Here is a 13,359-nt window from a genome sequence, read left to right on the forward strand (position 1 = left end):
AAAATAGTACAGTGTAGCCACAAGAAACCTAGCGCTACAAGCCATCAAACTCCAAACCGAACTTAGTGCAAAGCAACTGATCGTGTAACGTTCACAAATACACGAAGGTGGAATGCTTTTGCCAGGAACTTGTAAACTATTATTATTTATATATTAAACGTTGACTTATGAAAAAGACAATCATCGGAATGGCTGCAGTAGTATTCGCAGCAACAGGAATGTACGCCTTCACAAACATCCAGGGAGGTTCTATCACAGGTAAAGTAGCACCGGCAGATCAGGCAACGGAAGTATGGGCCATTCAGGGCACAGACACAGTGAAAGCCGCCATTGCTGAAGGTGCATTTACACTCGCGGTAAAACCTGGTGAGCACACAGTGATCGTTGACGCGAAAGATCCCTATAAAGATGTGGTGAAAGAAGGTGTTTCCGTTACAGACGGACAAGCCACAGACCTTGGTGAAATTACACTGGAACAATAGTAATAACACCCATGGTTAAGTGAAAAGAGGCCATCTCGGAAAGAGACGGCCTCTTTTTTTTATTTGTAGGACTGAAGCAATGCCGTTAATGTGGAGATGCCCTCGGAAGCAGGCCCTTCAATAGGCGTCATGTTCCGCATGTTTCCCGTGAAAGGAATGTTCTTATCCAAAATAAATTTCGGCGTATTCATCGCCGGGTATTGCAATAATCCGGCAGCAGGATATACGGCCAGCGAAGTACCCACCACCACGAAAATATCCGCGTCCGCACTGATATTCGCGGCCGGCACAATCATCGGCACTTCTTCTTCGAACCAAACAATATTTGGTCGCAACAACGCGCCATCAGGCGCGGTGGCCCCGGGCAACATATCGCCCGTTATGGGAAAAATCATGGAAGGATCCTTTTCACTCCGCATTTCGAAGATCTGCCCGTGCAGGTGCAGTACATTGGTAGACCCTCCCCTTTCGTGGAGGTCATCGATGTTTTGGGTGATAATGGTAACGTCGAAATCTTTTTCCAGGGCTGCGAGTCCTTTGTGGGCAGCATTGGGTTGGGCGGCTGCCACTTCTTTTCTGCGCATGTTATAGAAATCGAGTACCAGGGCCGCGTTTTTTTTCCAGGCGCCGGGCGTCGCTACTTCCGTTACATCATAGCCGTTCCAGAGTCCGTCACTGTCGCGGAAGGTCTTCAACCCACTTTCCGCACTGATCCCCGCACCGCTCAGCACAACAAGCTTTTTCTTACTCATAAGCATTGGTTTTACCTAAAGAAAAAGGCGCTACAAACAGTAACGCCCCATGTACAGTTGGTTTTGGAGAAGGCAATTTAGGTATTTTCCCCGGCTAAATCACAAACAATTTCCCACTCTTTTTCTGTAACCGGTTGCACGGACAACCTGCCGAGCCGTACAAGCGCCATATCTTTTAAACGCGGGTCCGCTTTGATCACGGAGAGCGGAACAGGGTTCTTCAGTTTTTTATGCGGCGCGAATTCAACCACCACCCAGTTCGGATCATCGGTGGTCGGATCCTGGTAGAATTCCTTTACCACTTTGGCGATGCCCACCACTTCCACACCTTCGTTGCTGTGGTAGAAAAAGGCCAGGTCACCTTTTTTCATCGCTTTGAGGTTGTTGCGCGCGGCATAGTTGCGCACGCCGTCCCAGAAAGTTTTTTTATCCTTTACGAGTTGATCCCAGGAATATTTGAATGGTTCTGATTTGATGAGCCAGTAGTTCATGAAATGCCTGATTTTGAATGATAAATCTATTCCCAACCACTTGCCAATACATCGGCCAGGTGCATCGCCTTAATGTCCATCTCTTTTTTGCGAAGTACGCCATCGATGTGCATCAGACAGGACATATCGGTAGAAATGATGTAATCCGCGCCGGTCGCTTTTGCATTGGTTACTTTCTGTTCCCCCATGGCAATGGAGATGGGTTCAAATTTCACAGCGAAAGTGCCGCCAAATCCACAGCAGGTTTCATTGTCGTTCATTTCCACCAGTTCAAGACCGTTCACATTGGCGAGCAATGAACGTGGCCCTTCCTTGATCTTACATTCCCTCAATCCGGCGCAGGAATCATGGTAAGTGGCCCTTCCCTCCAACTTTGCACCCACATTCGTGATGCCCAGTACATTGGTCATGAATTCAGAAAACTCAAAGCATTTTTTCTGAAGGTCCTTTACATCGTTGTGGAGGGAGGAATTATCGAACAGCTTGGAATAATAGTTCCTCACAAAGCCTATACAGGAAGCGCTTGGTGCCACCACATAATCAGCCCCGGAGAAATCTTTGATGAATTTGGTACAGACCGTGCGCGATTCATCCCAGAAACCCGCATTAAAAGCGGGTTGTCCGCAGCAGGTCTGGTTTTCGTTGTACAATACGTTACAACCTGCTTTTTCCAGCACTTTGGCCATATTGAAGGCGGTTTGTGGGAAAAGCTGGTCCACGAAGCAGGGAACAAATAATTGAACGTTCATCGTTTGGTAATTGGTTGACGCCCCGTGTAGAGGGCATATATGGCATCAATGCGCTTTTCAGCGCGCAAAACTTTTCTGCAAGGCGATCATTTTGATCGCCGTAATGGCGGCTTCTTCTCCTTTATGGCCGTGCTTTCCACCGATCCTTTCTTCCGCCTGCTCCTGGTTGTCTACGGTAAGAATTCCGAAGATGGAAGGCGCCGGCAGCGTGAGGTTAAGCTGCACCACCCCATCGGTAACAGCTTTGCATACATAATCGAAATGCGGCGTATCACCACGGATCACCGTTCCCAGCGCGATAAACGCTTTTGGACGGGTATCCCGGTATTTGTGCGCATCCCAATAGGCGCGGATGGCGAAAGGGATTTCGAAGGCCCCGGGAACATTGATCGTAACGATAGAACCAGTTCCCTGTTCCTCCAATACTTTCCTGCATCCTTTTTCAAGTTCATCCACTATGGCCGCGTTCCATTCGGTGCGGACGATAACAATACAGGCATCCTCTAAAGGGATGCCTGCGGGGATATGCAATAAGTTGCTGTTGCTAACGGTTGCCATCAATTGTATGGATTAGTTGAGCTCACCCAAACGCGCGAGGTATTTGTCGATATCGTAACCACGTTGTGTGTTGGGGTATTTTTCCTTGATCTTTTTGTATTGCTCTGCGGCTTCTTTGTTCTTCCCGAGTGATTCCAGCAGGTAACCTGCGCGGAAAAGGTATTCGGAAGAGAAGTACTCGTCTTCAGCGAAAGCGGCACCTGCTTTTTTATAATAATCTACAGCCTCTTCTTTTTTACCAAGTTCCGCGGTAGCGTCTCCAAGCAAACCGAGTGCGCGGGACTTCATCACATCGGAAGAAGTACTGAAATCTTTGAGGTATTTGGCGGCGTTGGTGAAATCACCCAGCCCGAGGTAGCAGGCTCCGGCATAATAATGCGCCAGATTGGCTGCGTCGGTACCGCTGTGTTTGTCGATTACTTTCAGGAAACCGAGGTTGATGCCGTCTCCGTTCAATGCTTTGGCCAGGGAGTCCTGACGGAAATAATCTTCCGCTTTGAACATGGCTTCCGCGGCTTTCTCTTCTTTAGGAATCTGTACCAGGTTTTTGTAACCGAAATATCCGCCTATTACCACGATCACGGCTAGGCCCGCGATCATGATCTTTTTGCTGTTCTTCTCCCAGAAACCGATGGCCCGTGCTTCCGCGTCGGGTGTTACGGGTGGTGTATTTGGAGCAACGGGAGTAGTCTGTTCACTCATGAGTTCTGAATTGAAATTTGTGGGGTTGAATTAGTCGGTGATGAAAGGATAATCTTCCTGAACGTAAACATCTTTCAGCAGTTCATCATCGGCGGGCCAGGGAGATTCTTCCGCGAATTTCACCGATTCTTCCACCTGTGCGTTCACGCGATCGTTGATGGCGTTGATCTCTTCCATTGTGGCGAACTTGTTGTCCATAATGGTTTTCAATACTGCTTCGATGGGATCTTTCTGCTTGTATTCTTCCACTTCATCTTTGGTCCTGTATTTCTGGGGATCGGAGATGGAGTGACCTTTATAACGGTAGGTTTTGATCTCGAGCAGGGTTGGTCCTTCACCTGCACGGGCGCGTTTTACGGCACGGGCCACGGCTTCGTGAACGGCTTCCGGACTCATCCCGTCGATGGAATCGGCGGGCATATCGTATGCGTCGGCCAGTTTATAGATGTCCACTACATTAGACGTACGTGCAACGGAGGTACCCATTGCATAGTGGTTGTTTTCGCAGATGAAGATGGTGGGGAGTTTCCACAGCATGGCAAGGTTAAACACCTCGTGCAGCATACCCTGGCGGGCGGCGCCGTCACCAAAGAAAGCGAGGGAAACATTGTCGGTACCCAGGTATTGTTCCGCGAAAGCGAGACCGGCACCGGTTCCGATCTGAGCGCCCACGATACCGTGGCCACCGAAGAATTTGTGTTCTTTGCTGAAGAAGTGCATGCTGCCACCTTTTCCTTTGGCGCAACCTGTGGCTTTGCCATACAGTTCAGCCATGCAGGAATTGGCGGATACACCTTTAGCGAGCGCCAGACCGTGGTCGCGGTAACCCGTCACGAACGGATCCCCGGCTTGTGTGGCGGTCATGCAACCGGCCGCAATAGCTTCCTGGCCAATGTAGGCGTGGAAGAAACCGCGAATTTTTCCTTGCATCTTATACATTTCCTCTGCTTTCAGTTCGAAGTTCCTGATCAGCAGCATTAACTCGTACCAGTACAGATAGGTCTCTTTTGAAAACTTTGTTGCCACGTTGCTAAAAATTTGAGGGGCAAATATAAGGGGGAAAGTTTAAAGTTCAATGGGAACGCATTTTTACACGGCAACTTTGGCCGCGGCAATTGCTTACTTTTGCGGTTCGATGACCATTCATTCCATCCGATTGTTACAATTCAAGAACCATGCTTCGGGCGAATACCGTTTTCCCGCGCGTATAACGGGTATTTGCGGTCCGAACGGTTCAGGAAAAACCAACCTGCTCGATGCCCTGTACTTCCTGAGTTTTACCCGGAGTTACTTTTCCAAGACCGATGGTGCCAGCGTACAACATGGTTGCCAGGGCTTTCGGATAGAAGCGGATTACGCAATGGCGGAAGATGCGGGAAAAGTATCGGTGGTACTGCGCGAAACGGGCAAAAAAGAAGTGGCCGTGGATGCCGATGTGTACACACGCGTCTCCGAACACATCGGCCGGTTCCCCGCCATCATGATCGCCCCGGATGATGTGGAACTGATTACCGGGGGGAGCGAGGAAAGAAGGAAGTTTACCGATAGCCTGCTTTCCCAATTGAATCCTGAATACCTCCGGCAACTGATGCTGTACAACAAACTGGTCCAACAACGCAACAGCCACCTGAAACAGATGGGCGAACAGAAAATGCCCGACAACGGACTACTGGAAGTATACGACCACCAACTGGCCGCGCCCGCCAACTACTTGTTCGCGGAAAGAAAATTGTTCTTTGAAGATTTCGCCCCAAGGGTGAACCGGTTGTACAACGAAATTTCGGGACATAAGGAAACCATAGGAATTGCCTACACCAGTCCGCTGCAGCAGGATAGCATGGAAACGATATTGCGGAAAAACCTGCAACGCGATGTGTTGCTGCAACGCACCAGTTCCGGCATCCACCGCGACGAACTCGTATTCACCCTGGGTGAGCAGTCGTTCAAGCAGGTAGCTTCGCAGGGACAGCGGAAAAGCCTGCTCTTCGCCCTCAAACTCGCGGCCTGCGAAGTATTGCGCGAACAAAAAGGGTTCCCTCCCCTCCTGCTGCTGGACGATGTTTTTGAAAAACTGGACCAGCAAAGAATGCAGAACCTGCTGAAAAAAGTTTGTGTATTACAGGATGGACAGGTATTCATTACGGATACCCACCGGGAACGGCTCGAAAATACCCTGAGCGTATTGGATGTGCATTACGCCATCATCCAGTTATGAGGGAAGATAAAGAATCACGAACCGCTCACAGAATGCCGGAGACGCGTTGTACACCGCTTCAATAAAATCCGGGCCGTATTCAGCGAAGTAAGGCAATACATTATCGGTTCTTTCCTGGAGGTTGCCGTTCGGAAAAAGTTTTGATTTCACGGCTTCATATTGCCGTGCGAATTCATCGTGTTTGCGCTTCTCCGCACGAATGATTTTTTTCTGTAAACCATCCAGTTTTTCCAATGCTTTCGTTTGAAGGGCGGCGACGTGTTGCGCCAGTGTGGCATCCACGGCGGAAGCTGTTGCTCCCACCTGTTTGTACAGGGCTGTCACGGCTTGCATTTCCGTTTCAATGCTCAGTTTCCCTTCTGCCTCACGGATGGCTTTTTCCGCCAGCACTTCATGCGAAGGACGGAACATTGTTTCCATTTCAATACCGCACTTCCGCATCTTATCGTGTACCTGTTGAGGTACTACAAGAAATGAATTCCGGAGCAGCAATACAGGGAACGGCACCCCGAAAGCTTCAAACAATGATTTATATTCCAGCCAGTAAGCAAGCTCCCCACCTCCGCCGATAAAGGCGATGTTCGGAAGAATGGTTTCCTGCATCAGTCCGCGGAGAATGACGTTCGGACTGAATTTTTCCGGCTGTGCTTCCAGCGTTTCGAGCAGTTGCGCTTCGTTCCAGTAGATGTTCGTATTCAATACGTGCCAGGTATTGTTTTCTTCCTTCACAATACGTTCACGCAACTGGTGATCAAGAAAAAAAAGGTTGATTTCCCGTGGCTGCGCCTGCACCTTAAAACCATCCTGCTCCAGTTTTTCAATGGTTTCACCCACAAGGCCGGAAGCCTTTTGTTGCAGCAGGTCCTCTTTGAAAACGGGGATCATTTGCTTTTTGAAAACCGCATTATCGGGGATGAAAACCACCACGCCATATTGCTGGAAAAGCGCATGCACCAATTTAAATGTGGCCGTTTGAATGGAATCGGATTCGAGGTAACATCGTTTCAACAGCGCAATCAATTCCTTTCCGTGCGGGAACACTGATAACCTTCCGTTCAACTGATCGATCAATGGTTCAAGGCCCTTGGGCTGCATTCTACCCACGGCACCCGTTTGAGTAGTGTTCCAAACCAGCTTATCGCCATCAACGAAGATTTTTCCCAGTTCATCGAGGTCAGCATCTTCGCTGCCCATGTAATAAACGGGTACGAAATTATACTGTGGGAACCAGGCTTTCGCCGCAGCGGCAAGCTTAACGGTATGTAATATTTTATAAACGAAGTATAGATATCCGGTAAAAATATTGGGTTGGTGCGCGGTGGTAATGGTGAACGTTCCTTGTTCGCGAAGCAATGCTATATTTTTATTGACCGCATCAGAAGCAGGAACAGCTTTGTATTGATCCTGCAGCGCATCTGCCAGTAACGCGCGCTCCTGCTTAAACTGCAGGCGCTCCCTGATGGCCGCCTCCAGTCCTTCCTTATCTGGTGTATGGGCAAAATATGGACGCAACTTTTCGTTGCCTTCCGCATAGTTTGTAACGATCTCTGAAAAAAAGCCTGTTTCCTTAAGTTCCAGTTCCTGCCTTTTACATTCCATTGCGGTAGTTGCTGTTACGGGTGATACATTTATGCTGTGGTTACCACTTCGCCTTCGAGGTCGTAATCGTAGGCTTTACTGATCTTCACCTGCACGAATTCGCCTGGCTTCAGGGGTTTTGCGCTTTGAATGATCACCTCATTGTCTACTTCCACACTGTCAAATTCCGTTCTTCCGATATACCTGCCGGCTTCTTTTTTATCGACGATCACTTTGAAGGTTTTTCCCAATTTTTCCTGGTTCTTCTCGTAAGAAATTTCCTGCTGTACTTCCATGATTTCCTGGGCACGGGCTTCTTTTTCTTCTGAAGAAAGGGTATCCTCCAGTTCGTAAGCGGAAGTCCCTTCTTCATGCGAATAAGTGAAGATACCCACTCTTTCAAAACGGTGCTTTTCGAGGAACGACTTCACATCTTCCACATCCTGTCTGGTTTCACCGGGGAACCCTGTGATGAGCGTGGTACGTAAACAGATATCAGGAATTTTTGTTCGGATCTGATCGATCAGTTCTTCCATATCCCGTTGGGTGATCTGTCTTTTCATCGCCTTCAGCATATTGTCGCTGGCGTGTTGCAGCGGCATATCCAGGTAATTGCAGATGTTCGGGCGTTCCTTCATCACATCCAGTATCTCCAGCGGAAATTTGTGCGGGTAAGCATAATGCAGGCGGATCCATTCCAGCCCTTCCACATCGGCGAGGGCGTGCATCAGGCGGGGAAGGTCACGTTTTTTATAGATGTCCAGGCCATAATAAGTCAGTTCCTGTGCGATCAGCATCACTTCTTTAACGCCTTTCCGCACCAGTCCTTTCGCTTCTTCCACCAGTTGTTCGATGGGTTTGCTCACGTGTTGGCCGCGCATCAGGGGGATGGCGCAGAAAGAACAGGTTCTATTGCAACCTTCAGATATTTTTAAATAGGCGTAATGTTTCGGTGTACTCAACAACCGTTCGCCCACCAGTTCCGCCTTATAATCCGCTTCAAACTGCTTCAGCACCAACGGGAGTTCCATGGTACCGAAAAACGCATCCACCTCCGGAATTTCCGTTTCCAGGTTTTGTTTGTAACGTTCGCTGAGGCAACCGGTAACATATACTTTATCCAGTTTGCCCTTCCTTTTCAGCTCCACCTGGTCAAGGATGGTATTGATGGATTCTTCTTTCGCCTTATCGATGAACCCACAGGTGTTCACGATAACTATATTGTGGTCCTTTTTTTTGTTTTCGTGCACCACATCAATTTCGTTGGCCATCAACTGACCGCTCAGCACCTCACTGTCCACCATATTCTTTGAACAGCCGAGTGTAATGATGTTTACCTTGTCTTTCCGCAGCGTTTTTGTCTTCATAATAAGTGTGCAAAGGTAACAAAAGATGTGTACGGATCATTTCTGGCACTAATTTTGGCAATGCATTTTCTGAACTAAATGTTAAACCGATGAAAAAGTTATTTGTAGCCGCGGCTTTTTTGCTGGGCATGGGTATTTCCGCCGCACAGGCACAGAGTGGCAGTATGGGTTCAAGTTACCAGACGGCTTTAGGGGTGAAATTCTATCCCGGAGCGCTTTCCATTAAACATTTTGTGGGTGATAACAGGGCCGTGGAAGGCCTGGCCAGTTTTTGGCGATATGGTGCCAGAATTACAGGATTGTATGAAATCCATGGAGACATCAACGGGGCACCAGGTTTAAAATGGTATGTAGGACCAGGTGCGCACATCGGGTTCTGGAACGACCGCGGGCGCAGGTATTATTATGATGGTCCACGTGACGGCGGCGCTTATTTTGGTGTGGATGGCGTTCTCGGCCTGGATTATAAAATAAATGGCGCTCCGATCAACCTGAGTATAGACTGGCAACCCAGTTTTTCCTTTGGAACGGATCATTCCGGGTTTGATGGCGGATGGGGTGGTTTTGCGGTGAGGTATACGTTTTAGTGTTTCACGCGATCGCTTTATTTCACGCAAGGACCGCAAAGGAGCAAGGACGCAAGGCTTTAATTGGTTGGTTGAATGTTTTCCTGCGGATGATTTTGTTTCTTAGTTTTGTTTTTTACTTGCAACACAAAGAAGAAACGTTTACGGGGTTTGAGCATAGCGGGAACCTAAATTGCGATCATTAAGGACTAAAATATAAAGAGAGGGTGTATCGAAAGTAGGATACACCCTCTCTTTATTCTATGCTGACAGCAAATGAACAGCTCTTTGCGTCCTTGCTCCTTTGCGGTCTTTGCGAGAAAATTTTCCCAGCGAGAACCTAAATCACAAACCCATTAGGGATCACCGCCCCTTTCTTAATAACAATAATCCCATCTTTTATCGTATAGAGCGAGTGATCTGCATCAGCGAGGTGTGGCCCGCCATTAATGCGTACATCGTCTCCGATTCTGCAGTTCTTATCTACCAGCGCGTTCTTGATGAAACAGCGGTTGCCGATCCCCATTAACGGGATGCCGTTTTTATTAGAGTGTTCAATTTCCTCAAGGGTTTGATAATAATCGTTCCCCATGATATAACTGCTTACCACAGTGGTACCATACCCAATGCGGGAACGGATACCGGCCAGACAGTGCTCCAAACGTGAGGCGTTGATGATACAGCCTTCGGCGATGATCGTTTTTTCGAGGGTAGTACCACTTATTTTAGAGGGTGGCAGCATCCTGGCGCGAGTATAAATGGCGCGGGAATTATCGAAAAGATTGAATTCGGGAAGGTCCTGTGTAAGGCCAAGGTTGGCTTCAAAGAAGGAATAAATGTTCCCGATATCGGTCCAGTAGCCTTCATACTGGTAGCTGATCACGGCGTGTTTTTCGAGGGATTTGGGCAGAATTTCCTTGCCGAAATCCGTATCATCCTTAAATGTATCGGTAAGCATTTCCACGAGCAGCTTCTTGTTGAAGATGTAGATACCCATGGAGGCGAGGTAATTTCTGCCCTGCAACTTCATTTTTTCACCGGTATCGCTGGTCCACTGCGCGAGGAGCTCTTCGCCTTTCGGCTTTTCGATGAATGAAGTGATCCAGTTATCGCTGTCTGTTTTGAGGATCCCGAAATCGGAGGCTTCTCTTTTGGCTACCGGGATGGTGGCGATGGAGATGTCCGCGTTATTGTTGATGTGGTTCTCCAACATTTCATTGAAATCCATCTGGTAAAGCTGGTCACCGGAAAGGATGAGGATATAATCGGCTTCATGTTGCTGGAGGTGGCGCAACGATTTCCGTACCGCATCAGCCGTACCCTGGTACCAGGAAGGGTTATCGGGCGTTTGTTCAGCGGCAAGAATATCCACGAAAGCGCTGCTGAAAATACTGAAATGGTAAGTATTCTTAATGTGTTTATTGAGGGAGGCGGAATTGAACTGGGTAAGCACGAACATGCGGGTAATGCCCGAGTTCATACAATTGGAAATGGGAATGTCCACCAGACGGTATTTACCTGCGATGGGGACGGCTGGCTTGCTTCGCGTTGCTGTAAGGGGATAAAGGCGGGTTCCGGCGCCGCCGCCCAGGATTACAGCCAGGACAGATTTACTCATACTATGGTATTTGATGCTGAATGGCTCAGCTTATTATGGATTGATATACGTTACAATATTGTTCTGCGCTTTTGTCCCAACTGAAATCGAGTTTCATCATATATGCTCTTACATTTCCCAGTTGCTCTTTGTTTTTATACAAATCCAGTGCCCGGTACATGGCGTGCGTCAATTCCCCAACAGTGGCTTCGCGGAACCGGATGCCATAGCCCTGGTGGTCGCCGATATCGATCACGGTATCCCGGAGCCCGCCGGTATCGCGCACCAGCGGAATGGTGCCGTAGCGCATGGCATACATCTGGTTTAATCCGCAGGGTTCAACTCTGCTGGGCATTAGAAGAAAGTCGGCTCCGGCATACATCTGGTGGCTCAGGGTCTCATTGTAACCTATAAATACATTGTAATCCCCGGCGTACTTCTCTTTCAATTCCAGCAGCCTGCTTTCCACCCAGGGTTCCCCACTACCCAGCACCAGGATGTTCATATTTCTCCCTATATAATAAAATGCGTCTTCGATGGCTCCAGGCAGCAGATCGGCGGCCTTCTCTCCCACCAGTCTACCGATAAATACAAACAAAGGCTTCTGAGGGTTCAGTCCAAACACTTCGCAAAGCGTTTTTTTATTGCCCAGCTTACCCTTAGCCATACCCGAAATATTGTAATGGTCCTGCAAATAAGTATCCGTTGCGGGATCCCATATCTTATCATCAATACCATTCAGTATGCCAACGCTTTTCCCCCTTTCTGCGCGGAGCAAAGATTCCAGGCCGTTCGCGGCACCCTGTAATTCTTCCAGGTAGCTCCAGCTTACCGTAGTAACGCGACTGGCGCATTTGATACCGCAGGCCAGGGGGTTGACGGTATTGTTCCAGTCCAGCATACCCCATTTCCAGGAATCATAAGGCGGAATAAGGTGTTGTTTGTCCCAGCCAAACCAGCCCTGGTATTGCGCGTTGTGAATCGTAAGTACGGTTGGAATGGCTGCAAGATGACGGTACGCGTAACAATGTTGCAGCATGAAAGGAATCAGTGCGGTATGGTGGTCGTGCACATGCACCACATCCGGACGGTGGTTCCATCTTGATAACCAGTCGCAGAAAGCGATCTGGAAGGAAAGAAACCTTTCGGTGTCATCATAATAACCGTAGATGCGTTCCCTGTCGAGGAGTCCGTTCACATCGATCAGGTATAAATCGAAGCCGAGTTTATTGTTTTTTTCTTTGATAACACTATAATGGAAGGAATTATTCCCCATATAAGCGCCGCCTTCATGTACCAGTTCCCATTCATTCTCATAAAGAAATTTCGTGCGGTACATCGGCATCACCACTTTTGCGATATGCCCTGCGGCATTGAGGTATTTTGGCAGGGCGCCCACCACATCTCCCAGTCCCCCGGCTTTGGCCACAGGATAACATTCTGCACTAACATGTATGATTTCCATCCTTAAAATTGTTGACGTTCAGTTCACGCCATCAATTTAAGGAAGCTATTTCTATTTACCGAAAAAAAAGCAATAAAAATGATATCTTATTTACTGGCATTCAATCCATTCATTCTTCCTGCGCCAATGTAATGGGATTTCCAGTAGGCCTCGTCCAGATCGGAAATCATGACGCCACTGGAAGTGGAGGCGTGAACGAATTTGTTGTTCCGCAGGTACACGCCCACGTGCGCAATGGTTCCCTTTCTCCTTGCGGAAAAGAAGACCAGGTCACCTTCCGTAAGCTCGTCCCGTTTTACCGGCAGTGTGGCATCGTGCTGTTCCCTGCTGGTGCGGGGTAAGGATAGCCCGTAGACGGAAGACGCGAAGAATACCGTGAAAGCGGAACAGTCGATACCAGATTTTGTGGTGCCGCCCATCCTGTAAGGTGTTCCATACCATTCTTCAATGAAGGGAAGCGCGGCGTGATTGGCCAGTTCCTCCACCGGCACATCCATCAGGATACCGTATTTAAACTGGAGGGAATTACTGCTTTCGATATCGGCTACTCCTGTATTTTTACGGATGTTGGTTTTTTCCGCTTTATATGCCGTTAATTTCTGATTGTTCGTGGTGGATTCCTGCTCGATGGTAATATCGAGGAATTTAGGTGAATGGCCCGTTGCGGCTGTTTTCGGACTGGTTCCTTTTGCAACACGGGCGGTTCCGCATCCTGTCAATGCAATGCCGGCGGCAAGAAATATGCTCAGGTATTTCAAAAGACTGATTTTAAAATTCACATTCGGTTAGCAAGAACCATGCAAATATAGGGAAAGCGGGCCTGATACGGTGTTTTAA

At 48.4% G+C, this 13,359-nt stretch carries 14 protein-coding genes; 3 read left to right on the top strand and 11 right to left on the bottom strand.

Annotated elements, in window-relative coordinates; all coding sequences use genetic code 11:
- The first annotated feature begins 167 nt into the window (after positions 1 to 167).
- On the top strand, positions 168 to 482 hold the full coding sequence (locus M4J38_RS07880) for a carboxypeptidase regulatory-like domain-containing protein (RefSeq protein ID WP_251759001.1): 315 nt from the start codon (positions 168 to 170) through the stop codon (positions 480 to 482).
- 59 nt (positions 483 to 541) lie between these two features.
- Here the strand turns inward: M4J38_RS07880 and M4J38_RS07885 are convergent, their stop codons facing one another.
- From M4J38_RS07885 to pdhA, 6 genes are all read right to left on the bottom strand, one after another.
- Positions 542 to 1,234 (bottom strand): Sir2 family NAD-dependent protein deacetylase, encoded by a 693-nt coding sequence (locus tag M4J38_RS07885; RefSeq protein ID WP_251759002.1) that lies wholly within the window; start codon positions 1,232 to 1,234, stop codon positions 542 to 544.
- 77 nt (positions 1,235 to 1,311) lie between these two features.
- The gene (locus M4J38_RS07890; protein ID WP_251759003.1) at positions 1,312 to 1,725 is read right to left on the bottom strand and encodes an EVE domain-containing protein; all 414 of its coding nucleotides are present in this window, start codon (positions 1,723 to 1,725) and stop codon (positions 1,312 to 1,314) included.
- A gap of 26 nt (positions 1,726 to 1,751) precedes the next feature.
- Positions 1,752 to 2,474, bottom strand: a complete 723-nt coding sequence (locus M4J38_RS07895; RefSeq protein ID WP_251759004.1) for a (Fe-S)-binding protein — start codon at positions 2,472 to 2,474, stop codon at positions 1,752 to 1,754.
- Positions 2,475 to 2,531: 57 nt separating this feature from the next.
- Positions 2,532 to 3,032, bottom strand: coding sequence for a 6,7-dimethyl-8-ribityllumazine synthase (gene ribH, locus M4J38_RS07900; RefSeq protein WP_251759005.1), 501 nt, complete (start codon positions 3,030 to 3,032; stop codon positions 2,532 to 2,534).
- A 12-nt stretch (positions 3,033 to 3,044) separates the two neighbouring features.
- Complete coding sequence (locus M4J38_RS07905) at positions 3,045 to 3,734, bottom strand: tetratricopeptide repeat protein (protein ID WP_251759006.1); 690 nt, start codon at positions 3,732 to 3,734, stop codon at positions 3,045 to 3,047.
- Positions 3,735 to 3,764: 30 nt separating this feature from the next.
- A complete protein-coding gene (gene pdhA / locus M4J38_RS07910) occupies positions 3,765 to 4,760 on the bottom strand; it encodes a pyruvate dehydrogenase (acetyl-transferring) E1 component subunit alpha (RefSeq protein WP_251759007.1) in 996 nt (331 codons plus the stop codon).
- A gap of 49 nt (positions 4,761 to 4,809) precedes the next feature.
- On the opposite strand from pdhA, the gene recF reads away from it, so the two are divergent.
- Positions 4,810 to 5,949, top strand: coding sequence for a DNA replication/repair protein RecF (gene recF, locus M4J38_RS07915; protein WP_251759008.1), 1,140 nt, complete (start codon positions 4,810 to 4,812; stop codon positions 5,947 to 5,949).
- Here recF and bshC read toward each other — a convergent pair.
- Complete coding sequence (gene bshC, locus M4J38_RS07920) at positions 5,944 to 7,548, bottom strand: bacillithiol biosynthesis cysteine-adding enzyme BshC (protein ID WP_251759009.1); 1,605 nt, start codon at positions 7,546 to 7,548, stop codon at positions 5,944 to 5,946. The two genes, recF and bshC, sit on opposite strands and share 6 nt — an antisense overlap.
- Before the next feature lie 29 nt (positions 7,549 to 7,577).
- A complete protein-coding gene (rimO, locus tag M4J38_RS07925; RefSeq protein WP_251759010.1) occupies positions 7,578 to 8,894 on the bottom strand; it encodes a 30S ribosomal protein S12 methylthiotransferase RimO in 1,317 nt (438 codons plus the stop codon).
- 89 nt (positions 8,895 to 8,983) lie between these two features.
- Here rimO and M4J38_RS07930 point away from each other — a divergent pair, with 89 nt between their 5' ends.
- Positions 8,984 to 9,481, top strand: a complete 498-nt coding sequence (locus M4J38_RS07930) for a hypothetical protein (RefSeq protein ID WP_251759011.1) — start codon at positions 8,984 to 8,986, stop codon at positions 9,479 to 9,481.
- Between the two features lie 319 nt (positions 9,482 to 9,800).
- On the opposite strand, the gene M4J38_RS07935 is transcribed toward M4J38_RS07930, so the two are convergent.
- The 3 genes from M4J38_RS07935 to M4J38_RS07945 form a co-directional block, all read right to left on the bottom strand.
- Positions 9,801 to 11,078, bottom strand: a complete 1,278-nt coding sequence (locus M4J38_RS07935; protein ID WP_251759012.1) for a glucose-1-phosphate adenylyltransferase — start codon at positions 11,076 to 11,078, stop codon at positions 9,801 to 9,803.
- Between the two features lie 25 nt (positions 11,079 to 11,103).
- The gene (locus tag M4J38_RS07940) at positions 11,104 to 12,522 is read right to left on the bottom strand and encodes a glycogen synthase (RefSeq protein ID WP_251759013.1); all 1,419 of its coding nucleotides are present in this window, start codon (positions 12,520 to 12,522) and stop codon (positions 11,104 to 11,106) included.
- A gap of 86 nt (positions 12,523 to 12,608) precedes the next feature.
- Positions 12,609 to 13,280, bottom strand: coding sequence for a C40 family peptidase (locus M4J38_RS07945; RefSeq protein WP_251759014.1), 672 nt, complete (start codon positions 13,278 to 13,280; stop codon positions 12,609 to 12,611).
- Positions 13,281 to 13,359: the final 79 nt, after the last annotated feature.

The sequence above is a fragment of the Parasegetibacter sp. NRK P23 genome (genome assembly GCF_023721715.1).
Classification (GTDB): Bacteria; Bacteroidota; Bacteroidia; order Chitinophagales; family Chitinophagaceae; genus Parasegetibacter.